Source organism: Sphingomonas sp. 10B4, from assembly GCF_035019905.1.
Lineage (GTDB): Bacteria > Pseudomonadota > Alphaproteobacteria > Sphingomonadales > Sphingomonadaceae > Sphingomonas > Sphingomonas glacialis.
In genome coordinates, this window is the sequence record NZ_JASJVC010000005.1 from 1 (window position 1) to 24,230 (window position 24,230).

Genomic DNA, 24,230 nt, shown 5'->3' on the forward strand with positions numbered 1-24,230 from the left:
GGGGGGGGGGGGGGGGGCCGCGGGGGGGGTTTTTCCCCCCGGGGGGGGGGGGGGGGGGCGGGGGCCCCCCCCCCCCATTTTTTTTCCCCCCCCCCCCCGCCCCCGGGGGGGGGGGGGTCCCCCCCCCCCCCCCCGCCGCCTTATACTTTTCGGATCAAGCTTCGGCGGTGGGAGCGAGCGAAAGATCTTCGCTCGCGGCGGTCTCGGAAGGGGCGGGATGGCTGACGAGGCGGATGAAGCCGACGACAAGCAGCATGGCAGGAACGATGTTGAAATACGCCGGGGCACTGATGATGTGCAGCGCTGATACCAAGACAAGCGCCGCGACCACGGCAAACGACCCCATTCGGTCCATCATCACTCTCCATCTTTTATAATTGTCATCAAGCTGCAACGCCGTGCGGTAGGCGTCAATCGGAAAGTTCAAGGCGCGAGACCTGGAGTATTCCTCAGCGATGGCGGCACGCTATCGCTTTGTCTTTGCTCGCTCTCTTATTCATGCTGCGCCGCAGCAATAAAACGTCATCGTTCGCTAACACGCGCGTTGCGACCTCTTCCCAGCTTGGTGGCGTTGGAAAGAGGAGTTCCGTTATGCACACGTCGCAATCCCCGAAACGCTCGAAGATGACCCCAACGGCGCGCGCTTCGCTGTCCTTGTTAGGGTTCGGTCTGGCGCTGCTGGCGTTCCTAATTGCAATCGACCGCCCGCAATGGTTCGTTCTGCGTCCCGCATCGGGCACCGCTGCTGCATTGGCCAAGGCGTCGGTCAAACCGGTCGATACGCATGAGACCGCACGGGTTGGTGCGGCGGCCGCGGACATCGCGCCGTAATGGTGTGGATTTGCCGCAGGCACCATTCGGCCCTATCGCGCAGCAGCGCCCTTGAAAGCCCTGAGAACCGATGATCGTCACCAACACCCCCGGCTATCGCCACATCCTCCGCGAGATCTGGCGGCCTGCTGCCTTGCTGTTCGTCTGGGATGTGATCGTGACGGTCACCTATTACGTCGTGCCGTTCACCGCGCCATCGCTCCCGCTGACGCTGTTCGGCACGGCGCTCGCGCTGTTCCTCGGGTTCCGCAGCAATTCGGCGTATCAGCGCTGGTGGGAAGGGCGCGTGCTGTGGGGGCAGATGATCAACGCCAGCCGCAGCCTCGCACGCCAGGCGCGCAACTATCTGCCTGACGAAGCGAAGGATCTGAAGCGCACGATCATCCTGCGCCAGATCGCCTATGTCAACGCGCTGCGCTGCCAGTTGCGGCGTCAGGCGCCCGACGGCGAGGTGTTGCGCTTCCTGTCGCGCGGCGAGGCCGATTTCGCGCTGGGACGCGTCAATGTCGCCAACGGCATCGTCGATGGCACCGGCCGCCGGATCAACGGGGCTTGTGCGCAGGGCTGGATCGACACGATCCAGCAGGCATCGATGGAAAACATCCTCGTCGACATCGCCAATGCGCAGGGCGGGATGGAGCGGCTCAAGAACATGCCGTTGCCGAGCCAGTACCGCTTCTTCCCGACGATCTTCACGCACCTGCTGTGCATCTTGCTGCCGATCGGGCTGGTCGATACGCTCGGTTTCGCGACCCCGCTCGGGTCGAGCATCGCCGGGCTGATGTTCCTGGTGGTGCTCGCGATCGGCGACGATCTGCTCGATCCGTTCGCCAACACCGTCCACGACGTGCCGCTGACGGCGATGTGCCGGACGATCGAGATCGATCTGCTTCAGGCGATTGGCGATCAAGCGCCAGAGCCGCTGCGGCCCGATGCGCGCGGCGTGCTATGGTAAGCGAGGTTTAGGCCCAACCCTCGAGCACTTGATCGGGCGGGCGGTGTCCGTCGGCCCACATGCGGATGTTGGTGATGACCTTTTCGCCCGTCGCCATCCGTCCTTCATAGGTCGCCGACCCCATGTGCGGCGTCATCACGACGTTGGGCAAAGCCAGCAGCCGCGGGTCGATCTGCGGCTCGTGCTTCCACACGTCGAGCCCGGCGCCCGCCAGCCGCTGACCCTCGAGCGCGTCGATCAGCGCATCCTCGTCGACGATCCCGCCGCGCGCGGCATTGATGAGATAGACGTGCGGGCGCAGCAGCGCGATGCGGTCGGCGTTCAGCAGGCCCTCGCTGTCGGCATTGCGTGGAGTGTGGATCGTCAGAATGTCGATCGCGCCCAGCATCGCGTCGAGATTGGGGTGCCACTGCGCCTGCAATTCCGCCTCGACCACCTTCGGCAAGCGGTTCCGGTTATGATAATGGATCGACAGCCCGAAAGCGCGCGCACGCCGCGCGACCGCCTGGCCGATCCGCCCCATGCCGAGGATACCGAGCGCCTTGCCGCCGATCCGATGGCCGAGCATCCCGCCGGGCGACCAGCCCTGCCACGCGCCCGATCGCACCAGTTTCTCGCCCTCGGCGAGGCGGCGCGGGACCGAGACGATCAGCGCCATCGTCATGTCGGCGGTGTCCTCGGTGAGCACGCCGGGGGTGTTGGTGACGATAATACCGCGCGCGCGCGCGGCCTTCAGCGCGATATGGTTCACGCCCGCGCCGAAATTGGCAATCAGCTTGAGCTGCGCGCCGGCATTGGCGATCAATTCGGCATCGATCTCGTCGGTGACGGTCGGGACCAGCACGTCGCAGTCCGCCATCGCGGCGGCGAGCTGATCGCGCGTCATGCCGACGGGCCCGCGGAACAGCCGGGTGTCAAACAGCTGCGTCATGCGTTCGATCACCGCGTCGGGCAATTCGCGCGTTACGGCGACTTTCGGGTTCGGCACGCGTCTCGTTTCGGGCATGGACATGGCTTGGCGGAGCGCTTTGGCCTCGTCAACGGTGTTGAAGCGTGTGCGCGAAGCACGATAAACGGGCGCGAACACAGACGGGGAAATAGCATGCGTATTGGGGCCAGAATTTTGCTGGCGGCAACGGCGATCACGCTCGGCGGCAGCGCGATGGCGCCGGTGCTGGCCGGGCTCGTCCAGAAGAAGCCGCCCTATTTCGCCTCGATCTCGGCGGGCAAAGCGCGGATGCGGACCGGACCGGCGCGGAGTTATCCGTCGAGCTGGCTGTACCAGCGCGCCGACCTGCCGGTGAAGGTGCTCGACGTCTACGACCATGGTGCCTGGTACAAGGTCGAGGATCCGGGCGGCACGCAAGGCTGGATGATGGGCACGCTGGTGAGCGAGAAGCGCACCGCGGTGGTGCTCGGAATGGTGGCCGAGCTCCGCGATTCGCCGCGCGATGGCGGGCGGATCCTGTGGCGCGCGGCGCCCGGCGTCGTCGGGCGGTTGAGCCGCTGTTCGCGCGGGTGGTGCCATTTCGACGTGCGCGGGCGCGGCGGCTATGTCGAAGCAAACCACCTGTGGGGCGTCGAGCCGACCGAAGAGCTGCCGTGAGCGGCTGGCGCATCGTCGAGGATGATCTGACCCATCCTGCGGTGATCGCCTTGCTCGAGCTGCACGTGCGCAGCGCGAACGAAAATTCGCCGCCGGGCAGCGTCTTCGCGCTCGACCTCACCGGGCTGCGCGATCCCGCGGTCACGCTGTGGACAGCGTGGGAAGGCGCGGAACTGCTCGGCATGGGCGCGCTCAAGCAGCTCGATGCGCGCCACGGCGAGATCAAGTCGATGCGCACCGCGCCCACGCACTTACGGCGCGGCGTCGCTAGCGTGGTGCTTGCGCATGTGATCGCCGCGGCGCGGGCGCGCGGCTATCGACGCTTGAGCCTCGAAACGGGGACGACCCCTCCGTTCTCGCCGGCGCATGCGTTATACGAGCGGACCGGGTTCGTCGAATGCGATCCGTTTGCGGGCTATAGCGACCGCGTGTTCGCGCGGTACTATACGCTCGCGCTGGAATAACGCCCTTCCCCCGGGACCAGGGGAAGGGCGCTGCCGGGCTTACGCCTCAGTTCATCAATTCCACCGCGACCGCGGTCGCTTCGCCCCCGCCGATGCACAGCGAGGCGAGGCCACGCTTCTGCCCGCTGGTCTGGAGTGCCGACAGCAACGTCGCGAGGATGCGCGCGCCGCTCGCGCCGATCGGATGGCCGAGCGCGCACGCGCCGCCATGCACATTGAGCTTGTCATGCGCGATGCCGAGGTCGCGCATCGCGATCATCGCGACGACCGCAAAGGCCTCGTTGACTTCGAACAGATCGACATCGTCGACCGACCAGCCCGCCTTGGCGAGCGCCTTGCGCATCGCGAACACCGGCGCGGTGGTGAACAGCTCGGGCGCGTGCGCGTGTGCCGCCTGCGCGACGATCCGGGCGATCGGCGTGAGGCCGAGCTTTTCGGCGACCGACGCGCGCGTCATCACCAGCGCCGCGGCGCCATCCGAGATCGACGAGGCGTTCGCCGCGGTGATCGTGCCTTCCTTGGAAAATGCAGGCTTGAGCGTCGGGATCTTGGCGACATCGCCCTTGGCGGGCTGCTCGTCGAGGCTGACGGTAGTCGGCCCCTTGCGACCGCTCACCTCGACCGCGACGATCTCGCGGTCGAACGCGCCCGATTGCTGCGCGCGTTGGGCGCGGTGGAGCGACTCGATCGCATACTCATCCATCTGCTGGCGCGTGAATTGATAGACGGCGGCGGTGTCCTCGGCGAAGTTGCCCATCAGCTTGCCGGGCTGATACGCATCTTCGAGCCCGTCGAGATACATGTGATCCTTGAGCACGTCGTGCCCGATCCGCGCGCCGCTCCGATGCCGCAGCGAGAGATACGGCGCGTTGGTCATGCTCTCCATCCCGCCCGCGACGATCAGGTCGGCAGAGCCGGCAGCCAGCGCATCGGCGGCGAGCATCGTCGCCATCATGCCCGATCCGCACATCTTGTTGACCGTCGTCGCCTCGATATGGTCGGGGAGGCCCGCTTTCAGCGCGGCCTGGCGCGCGGGGGCCTGGCCGAGCCCGGCGGGGAGGACGCAGCCCATATAGATCCGCTCGATCGCGTCGCCTGAAACGCCGGCGCGCTCGACCGCGCCACCGACGGCGGCGGCGCCGAGCTCGGTTGCGGTGGCGCCGGTAAGCGCACCCTGGAACGAGCCCATCGGCGTGCGGGCATAGGAGACGATGACGACGGGATCAGCGGACATTGGCGATCTTTCGCGAGGATAAAAGATGGGTGTTATTTAGGACGGAGCCGGCGGTTTTACAAACGAGCCGCGATCGGGTGGCTTCCCGATGCGACGGGAATGGCGATAAGGAGGCGCATGGTGGAGATCCTCCTATGGCCGGCGCTGCTCGGGCTGCTCGGCGCCGTGATCGGGAGCTTTCTCGCAACGCTGGTGATCCGCTGGCCCGAGGGGCGATCGGTGATGCGCGGGCGGTCGCACTGCGACGGCTGCGGCGCGTCGCTCGGCGTGCGTGATCTCATTCCGTTGGTGAGCGCTGCGCTGGCAGGAGGGCGATGCCGGCGCTGTAGGGCGCCGATCGACGCGCGGCATTGGCAGATCGAGCTCGGCTGCTTGGGGGTCGGCGTGCTTGCCGGTTGGGCGGTGCCGGGCCCGGTCGGGCTGGCGGGCGCCGTATTCGGCTGGCTGCTGCTGACGCTTGCCGCACTCGATATCGCTGAATTCTGGCTGCCCGACGCGTTGACGGCGACGCTAGCGGGCGGCGGGCTCGTGACGGGGTTACTCGGTGTCGAGCCCTCGCTCGTTGACCGGCTGATCGGCGCGGTGAGCGGCTTTGCCGTGCTGTGGGCGATCGGGGCAGGGTATAAGCGTCTGCGGCACCGCGAGGGGCTGGGCGGGGGAGACCCGAAATTGCTCGGCGCGATCGGGCTATGGCTCGGCTGGCGGCTGCTCCCGGCGGTCGTTTTGCTGGCCGCGCTTATCGGGCTGGCGATCGTCCTGGCCGGTATGCTGAACGGGCGCAAAGCAGGGCTGGGCGACCGAATGCCGTTCGGGGCGCTGCTCGCGATCGCGGCTTACCCGGCCTGGCTGTTCCTGCTAGGCCAGTCGTCATGAAAGCGCTTCTCTTGCTCGCGCCGCTCGTGATTGCCGCAGCCCCGCAGGCGACGCCGGTTCCGCCAGCCCAGCCGCTCGCGTCGGTCGATGGCCTGCCGATCGGCGCGATTCCGAAGCAGGATTTGCCCGCACGCGGCTGCGCTGCCTATCTCTGGACCGCGAGTGGGACTCGAGCGCTGATCGCGATGGTCGGGGCCGATCCGGCGCGGTTGCGCGTCTCGGTTCAGGGCAAGGTGACCGATCTCGACCGCAGCGCGCAAACCGGCGCGAGCGGCTTCGGATTTCCCGAACGCGCCGAATATGGCGGCGGCCCGCTCGTCGCGAAATTGACGATGAAGGTTGAAACCCGCGAATCGATCAGTGGTGGAGCGGTCGTGCCCGAGGGATTGCTCGAGATCGACCAAGCGGGGCAGGATACGATCATAGTGCCGGTCGCGGGGTTGATTGGCTGCACGTGAGGGGAAAATGATGACGATGCTCGATGTTCTGAACGCTCAGCGCGCTGCCTTCATGGCCGAGCTGCCCGTCAGCCTCGCGGTCCGCAAGGACCGGCTCACGCGCGCCGCCGCGATGATCGCCGACAATGCCGACGCGTTCTGCGACGCGCTGAGCGAGGATTTCGGGCATCGCAGCCGCGAGCAGTCGATGCTCACCGACATCGCATCCTCGGTCGCGCCGATCCGCCATGCGCTCAAATCGGTCGAGGGTTGGATGCGGCGTGACAAGCGCGCGGTGCAATTCCCGCTCGGCCTGCTCGGCGCGCGCGCCTGGGTCGAATATCAGCCCAAGGGCGTGGTCGGCGTGATCGCGCCGTGGAATTTCCCGGTCAATCTGGTGATGGGCCCAGTCGCCGGCGCCTTTGCGGCGGGGAACCGCGTGATGGTCAAGACGAGCGAATTCACTCCGCGCACGGCGGCGCTGTTCGAAGCAGTGTGCCCGAAATATTTCGCAGCCGACGAACTCGCGTTCTTCAGCGGCGCGGCCGACATCGGCAAGGCGTTCTCCGAGCTGCCGTTCGATCATCTGATCTTCACCGGCGCGACCGGGATCGGGCGCTACATCCTGCATGCCGCCGCCGACAATCTCACGCCCGTCACGCTCGAGCTCGGCGGCAAGTCGCCGGTGATCGTCGGCAAGGACGCCGATATCGCCAAGACGACCGAGCGCGTCGCGATCGGCAAGATGCTCAACGCCGGCCAGATCTGCCTCGCGCCCGATTACATGCTCGTGCCCGAAGCGCAGGAACAAGCGGTGGTCGATGGCCTCAAGGCAGCGGTGTCGGCGATGTACCCGACGCTACTCGCCAATCCCGATTACACTGCGATCATCAACGACCGGCATCACCAGCGGCTCGAGGAATGGGTCGCCGATGCGCGCGCCAAGGGTGCGACGGTCGAGACGGTCAATCCGGCGGGCGAGGATTTCGCCGGCTCGAACAGCCGCAAGATGCCGCTCCACATCGTCCGCAACGCGACCGACGACATGATCGTGATGCAGGAGGAGATCTTCGGACCGATCCTCCCGGTGCGCCGCTATAGCGGGATCGACGCCGCGATCGGCGAGGTCAACCGCCGCGACCGGCCGCTCGGGCTCTATTATTTCGGGCCCGATGCCGACGAACGGCGGCGCGTGCTCGATCGGACGATTTCGGGCGGCGTGACGCTCGACGACGTGGTCTTCCACGTCTCGATGGAAGAGCTGCCGTTCGGCGGGATCGGTCCTTCGGGGATGGGATCGTATCACGGCACCGATGGCTTCAAGACGTTCAGCCACGCCAAGGCGGTGTTCAAGCAAGCCAAGCTCGACGTCGCCAAGCTGGCCGGCCTCAAGCCGCCTTACGGCAAGGCGACGTGGACGAGCATCAAGCGGCAGATGAAATAGGCGGTTACCAGCTTCCCCGTCTAACCGTCACCCCGGGCTCGTCCCGGGGTCCACCGGGCCGCGAGCGCTGCGGCCGCGGCGCGTGCGTGACAGTGGACCCCGGCACAAGGCCGGGGCGACGAAGTAGGGCTTCGAACCAAATGTTAGCGAGCAGAGTCGATCCGGTAGTGGATCGGCTTGAAGCTTCCGCCATTGCTCGCCGGTGCCGAGCAGGCGGTGAGGCCGATCACCAGGTCCATCGCCGCGCGAAAGACGATGTGATCGCCCGCCTTGCTGATCGGCGGCAGCACCGACAGCTTGCCGGTGGTCGCGTCCACCGGCACATTCATGAAGCAGTTGAACGCAACCGGAATCCGGTCGGGCGCGACGCCATACGGCTCGAGCGCCGCCGCCAGATTGCCGAAGCATCCGCGATGCGGCGGCAAGTCGGGATAGAAGTGGTGGAAGGTGTCGTACGAGCATGGTGTGAGCAAAAAATCGTGCCGCCCGACGGTGTCGGCGACAATCTCGAGCATCGGCCGCGAGCGGTTCGAATAGAGCAAATGGCCCGTCGTCAGGAAGATCGTCTCGGCATAATCGAGCGTCCTGCCCGAAGAGATGACCTCATCGAGGTCTTCAGCGTTGAACGCGAGCAGATCGGCAACTTGCCGACCGCGCGGGTCGATCACCGTCAGCGTCTCGCCGTGCGACAGCCGGAAGGCGGTGCCGCTGCGTTCGGGGATTTCGATCGTCACGCTCATTCGGGCGTGCCCGCATAGCTGAACGGGCATTTCCACTCGGCGTCGACCACCCGCCCGCTATATTGCCGCGCCTCGCTGATTTCGCCGTGGCGCGCGAGCATCGGATTGCGGCTGCCCGCCAGCGCCTCGTCGCGCACGAGGATCTTCTCTCGCATGCCCTCGTAGCGGCCCTGGTCGCGCAAGGTGGTGAACTGGTCGTGCAGGTTGAACACCATCGTCGGACGCGCAAAGCGGCGCGCAGGGCGACTGGCGTTTGGGTGCAGCCCGACGATGAAGAACGCTTCGCCGCCGAAGCTCAGCGAGAAATGCGGGCTGTCCGGGTCGGCGCTGACGCCCTTGTCATAGCCCTGGCCACGCCACACGTCCTTGTCCGAGATCGACTGTGCACGCTGCCACAGCGCCGTCTCGAACGCGTCTTCGCTGAGCGCATCGGGTCCATCGAAGATCACCGCGAAGCTGCGAAAAAGCCCGGGCTCGGCACGATAGTCGGCTGCGAAATGCATCAGCCCGTCGTGAATGCGCAAATCGTCCCACGCGCTGTCGATCCGATCGCACGCGAGGACCGCAAGCGTGCCCTTGGCCAGCGCGGCCTTGGCCCCGACGCACGGGAAATCGGCCGCCGCGACGTGCGCGTCGAGCAAGGCCTGGAAATCTCCCTGCGCGCGGTGGCGCCAGGGGAAGAGCGGAGTGGACGGGGCTGGCATGCCCATCAAGACGACTCCCGCCTGCGTAAGGTTCCCAAAAACCTAGTTGATCTCAATCAGACGCTTCATGAACTTGTGCCTTGGGAAAACCGTCCCACGCTTGATCGTAATCGGCGTCCAGGGCGCTCGTTTTCAAGGCAAATTCGGTGGGTGTGAAGACCCAGCGGCTCTCGATCATGAACGCCATCGTCCCGTCGAGCTTGTGCGGCTTGAGGTCGGCGGCGCTGGCACCCTGCCAGCTCGCGACGTCGGGGCCGTGCCCGCTCATCTGGTTGTGCAGCGACAGCGCGCCCGGCACGAAGCCGTCGGCCTTCGCATCATACGCGCCGTACAGCAGCCCCATGCATTCGCTCATCGTGTTGCGGTGGAACCAGGGCGGGCGGAAGGTGTCCTCGGCAACCAGCCAGCGTGGTGGGAAGATCACGAAATCGACGTTCGCGGTGCCGGGGACTTCGCTCGGCGAGGTCAGCACGGTAAAGATCGAGGGGTCGGGATGATCGAAGCTGATGCTGCCGATCGTGTTGAAGCGCGTAAGGTCGTACTTCCAGGGCACGTAATTGCCGTGCCACGCGACGACGTCGAGCGGCGAGCGGCCGAGGTTGGTGCTCCACAGGCTGCCGAGAAATTTCTGGACGAGCTGATAGTCGCCCTCGACATCCTCGAACCAGGCAACGGGGGTTTCGAAATCGCGCGGGTTGGCGAGGCCGTTCGCGCCGATCGGGCCGAGATCGGGCAGGCGGAAGGGCTGGCCGTGATTTTCGGCGACATAGCCGCGCGCCGTGCCATCGGGCAGCGTGACGCGGAAACGCACGCCGCGCGGGATCAGCGCGACTTCGCCGGGCTTCACGTCGATCCGGCCGAATTCGGTGAGCAGGGTCAGCGCACCGTGCTCGGGCAGGATCAGCAGCTCGCCATCGGCCGAGGCAAAGGCGCGGTTCGCCATGTCTTTGGTCGCTCGGTAGATGTGCATCGCGACGCCGGTCTGCGTCTTGGGTCCATCGCCCGCGACGACCATTGTCGTCAGGCTGTCGAGCCAGTCGGCGTCCGACGTCTCGAGCGGCTTCCAGCGAAGCCGGTTGGGGGCGAGCGGGGCGGTGGCGACGCCGGGGGCGAAGAGCGGCGCGCCGTCATAGCGCGTGAACGCTGGGTGCGCCGCGGACGGGCGCAAGCGGTACAGCCACGAACGGCGGTTCTCGTGGCGCGGCGCAGTGAAGGCGGTGCCGCTGAGCTGCTCGGCATAAAGGCCGAACGCTGGCTTTTGTGGGGAATTGCGGCCGACCGGGAGCGCGCCGGGGCGACGCGCGTGCTTACGCCTCGACTGCGCCCGGCACCACGCCGCGGCGGATCTGGTCGAGCTCGATGCTCTCGAACAGCGCCTTGAAATTGCCCTCGCCAAAGCCGTCATTGCCCTTGCGCTGGATGATCTCGAAGAAGATCGGCCCGACCATGTTCTCGGTGAAGATCTGCAGCAGCAGGCCGCCGCCGGTCTCGGGCGCGCCGTCGATCAGGATATCGCGCTTGCGCATTTCCTCGACGTCGTGGTCGTGGCCGGGAAGGCGCTTGTCGATCAGGTCGAAATAGGTTTGCGGCGTCGTCTGGAAACGGATCCCGTTCGCCCGCAGCGTATCGACCGTCTTGAAGATGTCGTCGGTTGCCAGCGCGAGATGCTGGATGCCTTCGCCCTTATAGTCCTTGATGAACTCCTCGATCTGCGAATGCTCGTCCTGGCTTTCGTTCAAGGGGATGCGGATCTTGTCGTCGGGCGCGGTCATCGCCTTGGAGAAGAGGCCGGTCGACTGGCCCTCGATGTCGAAATAGCGGATCTGGCGGAAGTTGAAGATACGCTCGTAATAATCCGCCCAATAGGCCATCCGCCCGCGCTGCAGATTGTGCGTCAGATGGTCGAGCGTGTGGAGGCCGACGCTGTGGTCATCGACGCCCGCGCCTTCGACCGGGGTGAAGTCGGTTTCGTAGATCCGCGACTTCTCGTCGACCAGATACAGGTTCGCGCCGCCAATGCCTTCGATCGCGGGGAGCTCGAGCTCGTCCGGGCCAACTGCGCCCTTGACCGCGACAGCACCGCGTTCGACCGCCATCTTCAGCGCGCTTTCGCCGTCAGCGACGCGGAACGCCATCGCATTGGCCGAGGGGCCGTGCGTATCGCGGAAGCCCGCGACCTGACCCGCGTCATCCATGTTGAGCAGGAAGTTGATGTCGCCCTGCGCGTAGCGGCGGACGTTCTTCGACTTGTGGTTGCCGACATGCGTGAAGCCCATCTTGACGAACAGGTCGGCCATCGCCTCGGGGTTGGGCGAGGTGAATTCGACGAATTCGAAGCCGTTCAGGCCCATCGGGTTTGCAGGCTTGGTGTCTGGCGCGGTCATCGGTCGGCTCCAACTGGTTTCAGATGAAACGATATAGCGGGCTTGCACGAACCGGTCCATCCCGTATCGATTGTGCATGGCAACGCTCAAACTCGACGACTTCCTGCCCTATCGCTTGTCGATCGCGTCGAACCGTGTGTCTGCCGCGATCGCCAGCGCGTATCAGGCGCTGTTCGGGCTCAAGATTTCGGAGTGGCGGCTCGTCGCGGTGATCGCCGAAGGGCCGGGGATGACGCAGCAGGCGCTGGGCTTGGCGACGCGGATGGACAAGGTCACCGTCAGCCGCGCCGCCGCCGCCCTGGTCGAACGCGGGCTCGTCGCGCGGCAGCCCAATCCGGGCGATCAGCGCTCGCACATGCTCGCGCTGACGGCGACGGGCCAGGCGTTGTACGACGATGTCGCGCCCAAGGCGCTCGAGCTCGAGGCGCGGGTTTTTGCGGGATTTTCGCCAGCGGAGATCAAGGCGTTCCGCGCGATGCTTGACCGGATCGAGGCATCTGCCGCACCGTTCGACCCGGAGTGAGGAGGGAGCAGGGTTGATAGCAGGGCCTTTGCTGGCCTAAGCGACCTCGGCCCTCCCCAGGCGAACCGTGTTTTTCCAGGAGGACATCCATGCCCGACATGCTCGATCGCGCCGGCCTTTCGGTGGCAGCGCCGCTCGCCACTTTCGTCGAGGAGCGGGTCCTGCCGGGGCTCGACATCGCGCCCGGCGCGTGGTGGTCGGGCGTTGCCGCGATCTATGCCCGCTTCGCGCCGGAGAACGCCGCGCTGTTGCGCGTGCGCGACGATCTCCAGGCCAAGATCGATTCGCGCTATCAGGCGGGCGGGGCGGTCGATGCGGCGTATCTGCGCGAGATCGGCTATCTCGTCGACGAGCCGGCGCCCTTCACCGTCACCACCGAGCATGTCGATCCGGAGGTCGCGACGATGGCGGGGCCGCAGCTCGTCGTGCCGATTCTCAACGCGCGTTTCCTGCTCAACGCTGCCAACGCGCGCTGGGGCAGCCTGTACGATGCCTATTACGGCACCGACGCGTTGCCGGGGATGGCGGTGCCGGGCGGCTATGATCCGGTGCGCGGGCGCCAGGTCGTCGTTGCCGCAAAGGCGTTTCTCGACCAGGCCGTACCACTTGCGGACCGTCCCTGGGCCGAACTCGCCGACAAGGAGCCGGTATTGCGCGATCCGGCGCAGCTGGTCGGGAGCAAGGGCGCGTCGTGGCTGTTCGTCCATCACGGGCTGCACATCGAAGTGGTGGTCGATCGCGACCATCCGATCGGGCGTGACGATCCGTCGGGGATCGCCGACGTCATCCTCGAATCGGCGCTGACGACGATCTGCGACCTCGAGGATTCGATCGCCGCGGTCGATGCCGAGGACAAGGTCGCGGCCTATACCAATTGGCTCGGGCTGATGACGGGAACGCTCGAGGAATCGTTCGACAAGGGCGGCAAGACGATCACGCGACGGCTCAACCCCGATCGCGTCTACGACGACGGCCTGACGCTGGCGGGACGCAGCCTGTTGTTCGTCCGCAACGTCGGACACTTGATGACGACGCCCGCGCTGCGGCTCGGCGACGGCAGCGACGCGCCCGAGGGGATCCTCGACGCGATCATCACGAGCACGATCGCGCTCTACGACTTGCGCAAGCTCGGCGCGTTCCAGAACAGCCGCGCGGGTTCGGTCTATATCGTCAAGCCCAAGATGCACGGGCCGGCCGAATGCGTCTTCACCAATGCACTGTTCGACGCGGTCGAAGATCTGCTCGGTCTGACGCGCAATACGCTCAAGGTCGGCGTGATGGACGAAGAGCGCCGCACTTCGGCCAATCTCGCCGCCTGCATCGAGGCGGTGAAGGACCGCATCGTCTTCATCAACACCGGCTTCCTCGATCGCACCGGCGACGAGATGCACACCGCGATGCGCGCGGGGCCGATGATCCCCAAGGGCGAGATGAAGACCAGCGAGTGGATCAAGGCGTATGAGGACCGCAACGTCCGCATCGGTCTTGCCGCCGGCCTGTCGGGCCGGGCGCAGATCGGCAAGGGGATGTGGGCCGCGCCCGACCGGATGGGCGATATGCTCGTGCAGAAGATCGCGCATCCGCAGGCTGGCGCCAATACGGCGTGGGTCCCGTCCCCGACCGCGGCGACGTTGCATGCGATGCACTATCATCAGGTCGACGTGTTCGCGCGGCAGAAGGCAATCGCCAGGGAATCGATCCCGTCGCTCGATGCGCTGCTCAGCGTGCCCGTCGCGCAAGGCCGCAACTGGACGCCTGACGAAATCCGCGCCGAGCTCGACAACAACGCGCAGGGGATTCTCGGCTATGTCGTGCGCTGGATCGACCAGGGCGTTGGATGCTCCAAGGTGCCCGACATCCACGATATCGGGCTGATGGAAGACCGCGCGACACTGCGCATCTCGTCGCAGCACATCACCAATTGGCTGCTCCACGGGGTTGCGACCGCAGCGGACGTCGATGCGGCGTTCGAGCGCATGGCAGCAAAGGTCGATGCGCAGAATGCCGGCGACCCGCTCTATCATCCGATGAGCGGGCATCCCGACAGCTTGGCGCTGCAGGCGGCGCGCGCGCTTGTTTTCGATGGCGGCGCGCAGCCCAATGGCTATACGGAGCCGCTGCTCCACACCTATCGGCTGATGCTGAAACAAAGGTAGGGAAACCAACGCCGTTTCGTGCGTTGGCAGTCAAGTGGGAGTCGTTCGCGAGAGGTTCCTGCGCAGAAGCGGGGAAGTGAGTCGTTGAGCGTATCGGTGTTTTCGAGTGGGATTTTGGCTGTCGCTGCTGCAGGGATGCAGCAGTCGGAGCCTCCGGTAACGCCGTCGACTGCGCCGGTTGCCGCGCAACAAGCGCCCGAACCCGCGATCGTTCCCGATGCGGAATTCACCAAGGCGCTGCCGCCTTTGTCGAACGACATCAACGCTCCGCTCGAGCCGATGCTGCCCGTCGCCCAAGCGCCGGCCGAGACAGCCGCGCCGGAGCTCGCGCAACCCTTGCCTTCGCTCCAGGGCTTCGATTCGACTCCGCTGGTCGATGCGACCTTCAAGGACACGAAGTCGCCGGACATTCGCTACGATACCGAAGTTCGCGGTCTCGATGCGGTGAAACTGAAGGGCCAGTTCAACGGGCTTTCGGCGCTCCGTGGTGGCAAGGGCAAGGCCGCCAATGCGACCGTCGTTTCGGCGCGGGCGCGTGAGGACGAGGCGCTGGCGGTGCGGTTGATGAAGTCGCTCGGCTATTACGACGGCACCGCGGTTTCGACGCTCGAGCCGATCCCTGGCGATCCGACGAAGCTGCGCGCGATCGTCTCGGCGACGCCAGGCAAGCAGTACAAGCTCGGCACGATCACCGTAAAGGCTGAACCCACCACGCCGCCGGGGCTGATCGAAAGCCAGCTCCCGCTCAAGGTCGGCGACGCGATCGAAGCCGATCGAGTCCAGGGTGCCGAAGCCAATGTCGCGCTGATCCTGCCGCAGCGCGGATACCCGTTCACCAAGGTCGGCCAGCGCGACATCCTGCTCGACGATATGACCGGGACGGGCGACTATACGCTGCCGGTCGATACCGGTCCGCGCTCGTCGTTCGGGACCTTCGCCACCGAGGGACGGCTCGCCTTCGGCGCCGAGCATGTCAGCGTGCTGACGCGCTTCAAGCCTGGGCAGCTCTACGACAACCGCCTGACCGACGATCTGCGCGCCGCACTCGTCGCGACCGGACTGTTCTCGACTGTCTCGGTCGAGCCGGTGCGGACCGGGAACATCAACCCCGACGGGACCGAGCAGGTCAATCTGCTGGTCAAGCAGGAGCGCGGCAAGCAGCGCTCGCTCGCGGTCAGCGGTGGCTACAGCACGGGGCAGGGCGTCCGGCTCGAAGGGTCGTACACCGATCGCAACCGATTCGCGCCCGAAGGCGCGCTGATCTTCACCGCAGTCGGCGGCACGCAGGAGCAAGGCGCGAGCGCGACCTTCCGCCGGTCCAACGCCGGCAAGCGCGACAAGACGGTGACGTTCACCGCATCGGCCAACCGGACGAGCTATGACGCGTACAATGCGTTGACCGCGACGCTGTCGGGCAAGGTATCGTACGATTCGACGCCGCTCTGGCAGAAGAAGTTCACCTACGCCTATGGCTTCGAACTGGTCGGGACCAACGAGAGCGTCTATGATTTCGGCCTCGGCGCGCGCAAGCGCGGGACCTATTTCATCGCAGCCTTGCCCGGCCAGGTGTTGTTCGACCGCTCGGACAGTCTGCTCAACCCGACAAAGGGCTATCGCCTCAAGCTGAGCCTCAGCCCCGAGACCTCGGTCCGTGGCGCAGTGCGGCCGTACGCCCGCACGCTGATCGAAGCGAGCGGCTATTATCCGATCGGGGACAGTATCGTGCTTGCCGGACGGCTCCGCGCGGGCTCGATCGCGGGTACCGGGCGGGACGAGCTCGCGCCGTCGCGGCGCTATTATGGCGGCGGTGGCGGATCGGTGCGCGGCTACGGCTATCAGCGGCTCGGCCCGCTCGATCCGCAGGGCAATCCGGTCGGCGGGCGCTCGCTCAACGAGTTCGCGCTCGAGGCGCGCTATCGCTTCGGCAATTACGGGATCGTGCCGTTCTTCGACGGCGGCAACGCCTATGAAGGTCCGATCCCCAAGGGCACCGATCTGCGCTACGGCGCGGGCATCGGCGGGCGCTTCTACACCAATTTCGGGCCGCTGCGCGTCGACGTCGCCACCCCGCTCAACCCGCGTAAGGGCGACGGCAAGGTCGCGCTCTACATTTCGATCGGACAAGCCTTTTGATGGCCGAGGAAGAGGTCGTCGTCGTGCGCCGTCCGCTGTGGCAGCGTATCGTAAAGTGGGTGGCGATCACGCTGGTCGGGCTGGTGGCGCTCGTCGGGCTGTTCGTGCTCGGGCTCAACACCGCGCCCGGGCGACGCGTGATCGCCAATTATCTGGGCGGCTACACCACCGCTTCGGGGCTCAACATCAAGGTCGGGCGGATCGACGGATCGCTCTACGGCGCGATGGTGCTGACCGATGTCCGAGTGAGCGACCAGAAGGGCGTGTTCCTGGCGTCCCCGCGGATCGCGGTCGACTGGCGGCCGTTTGCCTATGCGCAGAACCATATCGACGTGCGCTCGGCGCAGGCGGCGTTGGTGACGATGACGCGCTCGCCCGCGTTCAAGCCGACACCGACCGACCCCAACGCGCCGATCCTGCCCGATCTCGATATCGATATCGGTCGGCTGACCGTCGATCGCATGATTCTCGCCAAGCCGGTGACGGGCGAGGCGCATATCCTCAAGATCGACGCCGCGACGCACATCGCCGACAAGCGCGCACAGGTGACCGCCAATGTTGCGGCGCTGACGGGTGCCGACATCGCTGGCGGCGATCGTCTGGTGCTGAAGCTCGATGCGGTGCCCGATCAGGACAAGCTCGACCTCGATGCGCGGCTGACCGCGCCGGCCAACGGCGTCGTTGCGCGAATGGGTGGCCTGAAGGCGCCGCTCGACTTTACCATCGGCGGCAAGGGCAGCTGGAAGGCGTGGTCTGGCAAGGCGACGGGCACGCTCGGCGGCGCTCAGCTCGCCGACTTGTCGCTCGAGGCGCATAGCGGCACCTTCAAGGTGCGCGGGACGACCAACCCCGGACTCTATCCAGGCGGCGCGCCCAAGGACAAGGCGACCCCGGTCAACCCGATCGCGCGGCTGACCGCGCCGGTCTTGCAAGTCGCGGTCGACGCGACACTCGACCAGCGCAAAGTCAATCTGACGACGACGCTGCGGTCGGACGCGCTCGCGCTCGACGCCAAGGGCCTGCTCGATTTCGCGCAGAGCAGCTTCGGGCAATTCGCCGTCAACGCCAAGCTGCTGACCCCCGGCGCAATCGCGCCCAACCTCAACGGTCGCGATGTCGCTGCGCGCGTCGTGCTCGACGGCAAGTTCGCTACGCCGACGGTCAATTACGTCATCACCGCCGGCGTGCTCGGCTTTGGCGAGACGCGGGTCGAGCAGCTGTATGCTTCGGGTCTTGCGCGCGTGAATGCCGATCACATCGTCGTTCCAGTCGCAGCGCGCGCCGCGCGCGTGACCGGGTTGAACGCGGCGGCGGGCGGGTTGCTCGACAACGTCGCGATCAACGGCGACTTCGCGATGGCCAAGGGCAAGGTGCTGTCGGACAATCTGCGGATCCGCTCGCGCAAGATCGATGCGACCGCCGTGGTAGTCGCAGATCTTGCGACAGGCCTGTATCGCGGCGCGCTCAACGGCCGCGTCAACGATTACAAGGTCGATGGTGTCGGCATCCTCTCGCTGCGCACCGACGCCAAGCTGGTGACGGTAGCGAGCGGTGGCTTCGGCATAACCGCGCATGTCGCGGCCAAGACGTCGCAGATCTTCAACGAAGGCGCGCGCAGCTTTCTCGGCGGGAACGCCGCGGTCACCGCCGATGTCGGCTATGATCCCAACGGCATCATCACCTTCCGCAACCTGCGGCTGAATGCGCCGCAATTCCGCGTCCTGCGTGGGCAGGGGCGGTATGATCCGAAGGGGCCGCTGCTCGTCGATGCCGACGCGTATTCCAACCAGTACGGCCCACTCACCGCGCGCGTGACGGGCACGGCGACCAAGCCTGTCGTGCTGCTCCGCGCCGCGCGGCCGGGCGTCGGCGTCGGTCTGGTGAATCTTGAGGCGCAGATACGCGGCAACGGCGCATCGTACGCGGTGCTGGCGAAGGGCGGGACCAATTACGGGCCGTTCACCGCCGATGTCCTCGTAACGCCGTCACCACGGCTGACCGCCGACATCCATAACGCCCGCTTCGCCGGCGTCGATTTTAAGGGCCGGGTCGAGCAGCTTGCCGCCGGGCCGTTCGGCGGGCGGATCACCTTTGCCGGATCGGGCATCAGCGGCGCTGCCCTGCTCGGCGCGCAGGGCAAGGTCCAGCGCGTCGATGTCGCCGCGCGCGCCAGCAACGCGAAGATCCCGGGGGCGACCGACTTCACGATCGGCCGCGCGATCATCAATGCGCAGGCCGTGCTCTATCCGAACGCGCCGCAAATCGTCGCCGACGCGCAGGTCGCCGATCTGCGCTACGGCGCTGCCGTGCTGTCGGCAGCGCGCGCGAAAATCAATTACGTGAACGGCAGCGGCACCGCGCAAGTGCTCGCGACGGGTTCGAACGGGGTGCCGTTCCGCGTTGCTGCCAACGCGCGCTTGAGCCCCAAGCTGTGGCTCGTCGCGACGCAGGGCCAAGCCAACGGTATTGCCTTCAAGACCGGCAATGTCGCGCGGATCGAGATCGATCGCGGCTCGTATCGGTTGCAACCGACGCGAATCGATTTCGGCGCCGGCGCGAACAGCGCGGGTGGCAGCGCGCGGATCGCAGGCGAATATGGCAAGGGGCTCTCCGCCAAGCTGCGGCTCGACTCGCTCGACGTGTCGGTTGCCAACGCGCTTGTTCCCGATCTTGGCTTGGGCGGCACCGCGACGGGGTCGCTCGATTACACCCAGCCGCAAGGCGCTTCGGTCCCGCAGATCGCTGGCCGGTTCCGCATCAAGAACTTCACGCGGTCGAGCCTGGCGAGCGTTTCGCAGCCGGTCGACGTGATCGCACAGGTCGGCTTGACCAATGCTGGCGGCGACGCGCGTGCGCTCATCCAGCGTGGCGGCGCGACGGTCGGTCGCCTGGTCGCGACCTTGCAGCCATTGGGCGGCGGCAGCAGCTGGACGCAGCGCTTGCTCGCCGCGCCTCTGTCGGGCGGGATCCGCTATAACGGTCCGTCGAGCGTGTTGTTCTCGCTCGCTGGTCTGGCCAAGCAGCAAGTGTCGGGGCCGATCGCGGTTGCTGCCGATTTCGGCGGGCGCGTCGATGCGCCGCAACTGACCGGCTTGGTTCGCGCCGATGCGCTGACCTATGACAACGAAGTCTACGGCACGCGTCTCACGCAAATGAAGATCGCCGGTCGTTTCACCAACGATCGTTTCGACCTGACGCAATTGTCGGCGCGCGCTGGCGAGGGCAGTGTGCAAGCGCAGGGCTCGGTTGGCTTCTCGTCGGCGGCGGGCTTCCCGATCGATATCAAGGCGACGCTCAACAACGCGCGGCTTGCCAGCAGCGACGCGCTTGGCGCGACCGCGACGGGCACCGTCTCGGTCAGCAACAGCAAGGCCAAGGGTGGCTTGATCACCGGGGACATCCGTATCCCTAATGCGCGCTACGAGATCATCCGCCAGGGCCAGGCCGAAGTCGCCGAACTGACGGGAGTCCGCCGCAAGAGCGATGTGGTGAAGGCCGCCACGCAACCTGCCGCCGAGGCCCCGATCGGTTTGTTCAAGCTCGACATCCGCGTGCGCGCGCAGAATCAGTTGTTCGTGTCCGGCATGGGGCTCGAGTCCGAGTGGGAGGCCGATATGCGCGTGGCCGGAACCTCGGCCGCGCCGCAGATCCTCGGTCGGCTGCAGATCGTGCGCGGGACCTATTCGTTCGCTGGCAAGCGGTTCGACGTGACCAAGGGCGATGTCCGCTTCGCTGGCGGAGCGCTGGTCGATCCCGAGATCAACATCAGCGCGACGACGACAACCAACGACATCACCGTCGTGATCGACATCACCGGCACCGGCCAGAAGCCGCAGATCGCCTTCAATTCGACCCCGGCGCTGCCGCAGGACGAAGTGCTCAGCCGGCTGTTGTTCGGCAGCTCGGTGACCAATCTGTCCGCGATCCAGGCGATCCAGTTGGCATCCGCGCTCAACTCGCTGCGCGGATCGGGCGGCGGGCTCAATCCGCTCGGCAAGTTGCGCAGCGTCGCCGGGATCGATCGACTGCGGATCCTGGGGGCCGACCCGGCAACGGGGCAGAGCACTTCGCTCGCCGCCGGAAAGTACATCACCAAGAACATCTACGTCGAAGTGATCACCGACGCGCGCGGCTTCACTGCGACTCAGATCGAGGTGTCGCTGACCAAGGCGCTCAGCGTGCTGTCACAGGCCGGGTCGTTCGGCGGGTCGAACGCGACGGTGCGCTACAAGCGCGACTTCTGACGGGGTGGAGCCGCCGATCGGCGGTTCCGCTTTCGCTTCGTGTAAAAATCGAATATCCGGTATCCCGGAGAGTGACGATGCGCACAGAACATTTCGACGTCGTGGTGGTTGGGGCCGGGCTTTCGGGGATCGGAGCGGGGTATCACCTGCAGACGCTGTGTCCCGACCGCAGCTATGTAATCCTTGAGGGAAGGGCGACGCTTGGCGGGACGTGGGACCTGTTCCGCTATCCTGGCATCCGTTCCGATTCGGACATGTACACGCTCGGCTACGCGTTCAAGCCGTGGACCGAGGCGAAAGCCATCGCCGATGGTCCATCGATTTTGCAGTATGTCGGCGACACGGCACGCGACTATGGCATCGATCAGCACATCCGCTTCGGGCATCACGTTCAGACGGCAAGTTGGTCGACATCGGACGCCCGGTGGACGGTGCGCGCCGACGGTCCCGATGGTCCGGCCAGCTTCACCTGCAATTTCCTTTTCATGTGCAGCGGCTATTACAATTACGCACGCGGCCACACGCCCGACTGGGCGGGGACCGAGCAGTTCGCGGGGCGGATCGTGCACCCGCAATTCTGGCCCGCCGATCTCGATTATGCCGGCAAGGAAGTCGTCGTCATCGGCAGCGGCGCCACTGCGGTGACGCTCGTGCCTGCCATGGCGCAGACCGCCGCGCATGTGACGATGCTGCAGCGCTCCCCGACCTATGTCGTGTCGCGTCCGGCCGAGGATGCGACGGCGAACTGGCTGCGCCGGAAACTGCCGGCGATGCTCGCCTACCGGCTGGTGCGGTGGCGCAACGTGCTGCTGGGCATGGCGTTCTTCAACTTGGCGCGCAAACGGCCGTCCAAGACCAAGGAACGGCTGATCAACATGGTGCGCGACCAGCTCGGGCCCGATTACGACGTGGCGAAGCACTTTACGCCGAGCTACAATCCCTGGGACCAGCGGCTGTGTCTCGTTCCCGATGCGGATTTGTTCGATGCGTTGAAGACGGGCAAGGCTTCGGTCGTCACCGACACGATCGCCCATTTCACGCCGGACGGCATCACGCTCGCCTCCGGCGCGGAAGTGCCAGCCGACATCGTGGTGACCGCGACCGGCCTCGAACTGCAATTGCTCAGCGACGTGGCTTTCAGTGTCGACGGCGAGGCGGTCGATCTGGCCGACACCTATAACTACAAGGGCATGATGTATTCGGGCGTGCCGAACATGGCGTCGTCCTTTGGCTATACCAACGCGTCGTGGACGCTGAAGGCCGACCTGACCTGCGGGTATGTCTGTCGCTTGCTCAACACGATGAAGACGCGCGGCCTTCGCCAGGCGACGCCAACGCTCGAAGGTGCGCTGCCCGAGCCCAAGCCGTTCCTCGACTTCACTTCGGGCTATGTCACGCGGGCAATGGCGCGGTTCCCCAAGCAGGGCGACAAGTCGCCGTGGCGACTGCATCAGAACTATGCGCGAGACTTGCTGACGTTGCGCTTCGGCTCGGTCGACGATGCGATGGTGTTTTCAAACCCCGCGTCGACCAAGCGCACCGACAAAATCGCCGCCTGACGTCGGAACCACGGTCGATCGTCCGTGTTCTTGCGTAACGAAAGATTGCTCTTGCCGTGTTCGTTCGAACGAATTAACGGCGCCGGGTGCTTCAGCAACGCCTCCTCGAAATCGCGATCGCAGAATTCGCCAGCAAGGGCCTGGAAGGTGCGAGCACGCGTAGCATCGCCGCGAAGGCGGGGACGGCCATGTCGTCGATCACATACCATTTTGGTGGCAAGGAAGGCCTCTACCTTGCCGCCGCGGATTATATCGCCGCGCAGATCGGCACCGACTTCAAGGCAACGCTTTCGATCGATGAGGTGCCCGCGGGGCTGACCCCCGATCAGGCGCGCGCCTTGCTGCATGGCATGATCCGGCGCTTCATCGATACGATGACGGGGCCGAAGAGCGCGATGTATTCGCTGTTCATCATGCGCGAGCAGATGGAGCCGACCGAAGCCTTCGAGCGCATCTATGGTGGGTTGATGGGGCGGATGCTCGCCATGCTGGTCGAGTTGATCTGCATCGCGACCGCGCGCCGCGACGCCACCGTCGCGCAGGTCACCGCGATCACGCTGATGGGCCAGGTGATCGTGCTCCGTGGCTCGCGCGCGACGGTCCTCAAATTGCTGCAACGCCGCGACATCGACTCGGCGGCGATTGCGCTGCTCGCAGCCCGGATCGCGGCCAATACAGACGCCATTCTCGACCAACTGATTGCCGAACGACAGGAACTTCCATGAGCGAAGACCAGAGCACCGCCCGAAAGTCCGACGACGCCGAAGATCGCAAGCCCACGAATGGGCAAGGCGATGAAGACGGTGCGTCGTCCCATGCGCAAAAGGGCGATACCAAGGAAGATGCGGGCGACAGCGATGCGTCGCAGGATGATGATTCGTCCGATGACAAGACGAAGAAGCCGTCGATCTTCACCAAACCGCTGTTCTGGATCATTCTCGTGATTGTTGTCGCGGTCATCGCGATCGGCGGCACGTTCTATTATCTCGACGCGCGCCAGTATGAGACGACCGACGATGCGTTCGTCGACGCGCATATCGTGCGCATCTCGCCCAAAGTCGCCGGCACGCTCAAGTCGGTTGCCGATATCGACAACCGGCACGTCGAGGCGGGTCGCCTGCTCGCGGTAATCGAGCCGTCGGGCCCCGAGGCGCAGGTCGCCGAAGCCGACGCCAACGTGAAGCAGGCGCAGGCGCAATACGAGCAAGCGCGCGCGCAAGTCACCGCAGCGCAGGCGAGCCGCGATCAGGCGGCAGCACAGGCGCGTAGCCCGCTCGCGACGGCGGCCAAGGCGCAACAGGATCTCGCCCGCTATCAGGCGCTGGTGCGGCTCGATCCGAATGCCGTCGCGGCGCAGCAGCTCGACGCCGCGCGCGCAACCGCACGATCGACCGCGGCCGATGCCGCCGCCGCGCGCCAGCAAATCGACAGCGCCGCCGCCAACATCACCGTCGCACGCCGCCAGGTCGCCGCTGCGCAAGCCGTGATCGAAGCGCGCCGCGCGTCGGTCCAGCAAGCCAAGGTCACGCTGGGCGACAACCGCCTCGTCGCACCGGTGTCGGGTCAGGTCGTCAACCGCTCGGTCAATGTCGGTTCCTATGTCGGCCCGGGCACGCAGCTGATGGCGATCGTTCCCGACCACATCTGGGTCACCGCCAATTTCAAGGAAACCCAGCTGCAGTTGATGACAATCGGCCGACCGGTCGAGATCAAGGTCGACGCCTATCCCGACGTCAAGTTCAAGGGGCATGTCGATTCGATCCAGCGCGGCGCCGGCCAGGCTTTCGCGCTCCTGCCGCCGCAGAACGCCACGGGCAATTACGTGAAGGTCGTCCAGCGCGTACCCGTGCGGATCGAGTTCGATCTGAAGAACGGTCCCGATCCGCGCAAATATCCGCTGGGGCCGGGCATGTCGGTCGTCCCGACGGTCAAGGTCCGCTAAG

Annotated in this window: 20 protein-coding genes and 1 pseudogene; 14 read left to right on the forward strand and 7 right to left on the reverse strand. The window is 65.9% G+C overall.

Annotated features, from left to right (window positions below; translation table 11 throughout):
- Positions 1 to 154 precede the first annotated feature (154 nt).
- A complete protein-coding gene (locus tag QN347_RS02375) occupies positions 155 to 427 on the reverse strand; it encodes a hypothetical protein (RefSeq protein ID WP_229839188.1) in 273 nt (90 codons plus the stop codon).
- A 53-nt stretch (positions 428 to 480) separates the two neighbouring features.
- On the opposite strand from QN347_RS02375, the gene QN347_RS02380 reads away from it, so the two are divergent.
- Complete coding sequence (locus QN347_RS02380) at positions 481 to 831, forward strand: hypothetical protein (protein WP_323493957.1); 351 nt, start codon at positions 481 to 483, stop codon at positions 829 to 831.
- A gap of 70 nt (positions 832 to 901) precedes the next feature.
- Positions 902 to 1,786 (forward strand): bestrophin family protein, encoded by an 885-nt coding sequence (locus QN347_RS02385; RefSeq protein WP_322163267.1) that lies wholly within the window; start codon positions 902 to 904, stop codon positions 1,784 to 1,786.
- A gap of 7 nt (positions 1,787 to 1,793) precedes the next feature.
- Here QN347_RS02385 and QN347_RS02390 read toward each other — a convergent pair whose 3' ends face one another.
- Positions 1,794 to 2,792, reverse strand: coding sequence for a D-glycerate dehydrogenase (locus QN347_RS02390; protein ID WP_322163268.1), 999 nt, complete (start codon positions 2,790 to 2,792; stop codon positions 1,794 to 1,796).
- A gap of 96 nt (positions 2,793 to 2,888) precedes the next feature.
- On the opposite strand from QN347_RS02390, the gene QN347_RS02395 reads away from it, so the two are divergent.
- Both QN347_RS02395 and QN347_RS02400 read left to right on the forward strand, forming a co-directional pair.
- Positions 2,889 to 3,392, forward strand: coding sequence for an SH3 domain-containing protein (locus QN347_RS02395; RefSeq protein WP_133188829.1), 504 nt, complete (start codon positions 2,889 to 2,891; stop codon positions 3,390 to 3,392).
- Positions 3,389 to 3,856 (forward strand): GNAT family N-acetyltransferase, encoded by a 468-nt coding sequence (locus tag QN347_RS02400; protein ID WP_322163270.1) that lies wholly within the window; start codon positions 3,389 to 3,391, stop codon positions 3,854 to 3,856. The genes QN347_RS02395 and QN347_RS02400 overlap by 4 nt, the downstream gene beginning before the upstream one ends.
- A 46-nt stretch (positions 3,857 to 3,902) precedes the next feature.
- Here QN347_RS02400 and QN347_RS02405 read toward each other — a convergent pair whose 3' ends face one another.
- A complete protein-coding gene (locus tag QN347_RS02405) occupies positions 3,903 to 5,090 on the reverse strand; it encodes an acetyl-CoA C-acyltransferase (RefSeq protein ID WP_322163271.1) in 1,188 nt (395 codons plus the stop codon).
- 117 nt (positions 5,091 to 5,207) lie between these two features.
- On the opposite strand from QN347_RS02405, the gene QN347_RS02410 reads away from it, so the two are divergent.
- From QN347_RS02410 to QN347_RS02420, 3 genes are read left to right on the forward strand one after another with little or no spacing between them, the layout of a single operon-like run.
- Positions 5,208 to 5,963 (forward strand): A24 family peptidase, encoded by a 756-nt coding sequence (locus QN347_RS02410; RefSeq protein WP_322163272.1) that lies wholly within the window; start codon positions 5,208 to 5,210, stop codon positions 5,961 to 5,963.
- Complete coding sequence (locus QN347_RS02415; RefSeq protein ID WP_322163273.1) at positions 5,960 to 6,421, forward strand: hypothetical protein; 462 nt, start codon at positions 5,960 to 5,962, stop codon at positions 6,419 to 6,421. Before QN347_RS02410 ends, QN347_RS02415 begins: the two co-directional genes overlap by 4 nt.
- 10 nt (positions 6,422 to 6,431) lie before the next feature.
- The gene (locus QN347_RS02420) at positions 6,432 to 7,844 is read left to right on the forward strand and encodes a coniferyl aldehyde dehydrogenase (RefSeq protein WP_322163275.1); all 1,413 of its coding nucleotides are present in this window, start codon (positions 6,432 to 6,434) and stop codon (positions 7,842 to 7,844) included.
- A 143-nt stretch (positions 7,845 to 7,987) separates the two neighbouring features.
- Here the strand turns inward: QN347_RS02420 and QN347_RS02425 are convergent, their stop codons facing one another.
- From QN347_RS02425 to hppD, 4 genes and pseudogenes are all read right to left on the reverse strand, one after another.
- Positions 7,988 to 8,584, reverse strand: a complete 597-nt coding sequence (locus QN347_RS02425) for an urea carboxylase-associated family protein (RefSeq protein ID WP_322163277.1) — start codon at positions 8,582 to 8,584, stop codon at positions 7,988 to 7,990.
- The gene (gene gntA / locus QN347_RS02430; protein WP_133191983.1) at positions 8,581 to 9,288 is read right to left on the reverse strand and encodes a guanitoxin biosynthesis heme-dependent pre-guanitoxin N-hydroxylase GntA; all 708 of its coding nucleotides are present in this window, start codon (positions 9,286 to 9,288) and stop codon (positions 8,581 to 8,583) included. Before gntA ends, QN347_RS02425 begins: the two co-directional genes overlap by 4 nt.
- Positions 9,289 to 9,340: 52 nt before the next feature.
- Positions 9,341 to 10,582, reverse strand: a pseudogene (hmgA, locus tag QN347_RS02435) (homogentisate 1,2-dioxygenase); the annotation flags it as partial.
- Positions 10,583 to 10,595: 13 nt separating this feature from the next.
- Entirely contained in the window at positions 10,596 to 11,672 is a 1,077-nt protein-coding gene (gene hppD / locus QN347_RS02440; RefSeq protein WP_189674953.1) for a 4-hydroxyphenylpyruvate dioxygenase, read from the reverse strand.
- A gap of 76 nt (positions 11,673 to 11,748) precedes the next feature.
- Here hppD and QN347_RS02445 point away from each other — a divergent pair, with 76 nt between their 5' ends.
- The 7 genes from QN347_RS02445 to QN347_RS02475 all read left to right on the forward strand — a co-directional run bounded on the left by QN347_RS02445 (position 11,749) and on the right by QN347_RS02475 (position 24,229).
- A complete protein-coding gene (locus QN347_RS02445; RefSeq protein ID WP_133188813.1) occupies positions 11,749 to 12,195 on the forward strand; it encodes a MarR family winged helix-turn-helix transcriptional regulator in 447 nt (148 codons plus the stop codon).
- A gap of 89 nt (positions 12,196 to 12,284) precedes the next feature.
- On the forward strand, positions 12,285 to 14,351 hold the full coding sequence (locus tag QN347_RS02450; RefSeq protein ID WP_322163280.1) for a malate synthase G: 2,067 nt from the start codon (positions 12,285 to 12,287) through the stop codon (positions 14,349 to 14,351).
- Between the two features lie 135 nt (positions 14,352 to 14,486).
- Entirely contained in the window at positions 14,487 to 16,484 is a 1,998-nt protein-coding gene (locus tag QN347_RS02455; protein ID WP_322163282.1) for a BamA/TamA family outer membrane protein, read from the forward strand.
- Positions 16,484 to 20,728, forward strand: coding sequence for a translocation/assembly module TamB domain-containing protein (locus QN347_RS02460; protein WP_322163283.1), 4,245 nt, complete (start codon positions 16,484 to 16,486; stop codon positions 20,726 to 20,728). The genes QN347_RS02455 and QN347_RS02460 overlap by 1 nt, the downstream gene beginning before the upstream one ends.
- 77 nt (positions 20,729 to 20,805) lie before the next feature.
- Complete coding sequence (locus QN347_RS02465) at positions 20,806 to 22,287, forward strand: flavin-containing monooxygenase (protein WP_206365660.1); 1,482 nt, start codon at positions 20,806 to 20,808, stop codon at positions 22,285 to 22,287.
- Between the two features lie 86 nt (positions 22,288 to 22,373).
- Entirely contained in the window at positions 22,374 to 23,012 is a 639-nt protein-coding gene (locus QN347_RS02470) for a CerR family C-terminal domain-containing protein (RefSeq protein WP_322163285.1), read from the forward strand.
- Positions 23,009 to 24,229, forward strand: a complete 1,221-nt coding sequence (locus QN347_RS02475) for an HlyD family secretion protein (RefSeq protein WP_322163287.1) — start codon at positions 23,009 to 23,011, stop codon at positions 24,227 to 24,229. The genes QN347_RS02470 and QN347_RS02475 overlap by 4 nt, the downstream gene beginning before the upstream one ends.
- Position 24,230 lies beyond the last annotated feature (1 nt).

What these genes read in the sequence shown, in the direction of transcription:
- QN347_RS02385 (WP_322163267.1), top strand. Translation starts at nt 902, where the DNA reads ATGATCGTCACCAACACCCCCGGCTATCGCCACATCCTCCGCGAGATC.
- QN347_RS02390 (WP_322163268.1), bottom strand. Translation starts at nt 2,792, where the DNA reads ATGCCCGAAACGAGACGCGTGCCGAACCCGAAAGTCGCCGTAACGCGC.
- QN347_RS02395 (WP_133188829.1), top strand. Translation starts at nt 2,889, where the DNA reads ATGCGTATTGGGGCCAGAATTTTGCTGGCGGCAACGGCGATCACGCTC.
- QN347_RS02405 (WP_322163271.1), bottom strand. Translation starts at nt 5,090, where the DNA reads ATGTCCGCTGATCCCGTCGTCATCGTCTCCTATGCCCGCACGCCGATG.
- QN347_RS02410 (WP_322163272.1), top strand. Translation starts at nt 5,208, where the DNA reads ATGGTGGAGATCCTCCTATGGCCGGCGCTGCTCGGGCTGCTCGGCGCC.
- QN347_RS02415 (WP_322163273.1), top strand. Translation starts at nt 5,960, where the DNA reads ATGAAAGCGCTTCTCTTGCTCGCGCCGCTCGTGATTGCCGCAGCCCCG.
- QN347_RS02420 (WP_322163275.1), top strand. Translation starts at nt 6,432, where the DNA reads ATGACGATGCTCGATGTTCTGAACGCTCAGCGCGCTGCCTTCATGGCC.
- QN347_RS02425 (WP_322163277.1), bottom strand. Translation starts at nt 8,584, where the DNA reads ATGAGCGTGACGATCGAAATCCCCGAACGCAGCGGCACCGCCTTCCGG.
- gntA (WP_133191983.1), bottom strand. Translation starts at nt 9,288, where the DNA reads ATGCCAGCCCCGTCCACTCCGCTCTTCCCCTGGCGCCACCGCGCGCAG.
- hppD (WP_189674953.1), bottom strand. Translation starts at nt 11,672, where the DNA reads ATGACCGCGCCAGACACCAAGCCTGCAAACCCGATGGGCCTGAACGGC.
- QN347_RS02445 (WP_133188813.1), top strand. Translation starts at nt 11,749, where the DNA reads ATGGCAACGCTCAAACTCGACGACTTCCTGCCCTATCGCTTGTCGATC.
- QN347_RS02450 (WP_322163280.1), top strand. Translation starts at nt 12,285, where the DNA reads ATGCCCGACATGCTCGATCGCGCCGGCCTTTCGGTGGCAGCGCCGCTC.
- QN347_RS02455 (WP_322163282.1), top strand. Translation starts at nt 14,487, where the DNA reads ATGCAGCAGTCGGAGCCTCCGGTAACGCCGTCGACTGCGCCGGTTGCC.
- QN347_RS02460 (WP_322163283.1), top strand. Translation starts at nt 16,484, where the DNA reads ATGGCCGAGGAAGAGGTCGTCGTCGTGCGCCGTCCGCTGTGGCAGCGT.
- QN347_RS02465 (WP_206365660.1), top strand. Translation starts at nt 20,806, where the DNA reads ATGCGCACAGAACATTTCGACGTCGTGGTGGTTGGGGCCGGGCTTTCG.
- QN347_RS02475 (WP_322163287.1), top strand. Translation starts at nt 23,009, where the DNA reads ATGAGCGAAGACCAGAGCACCGCCCGAAAGTCCGACGACGCCGAAGAT.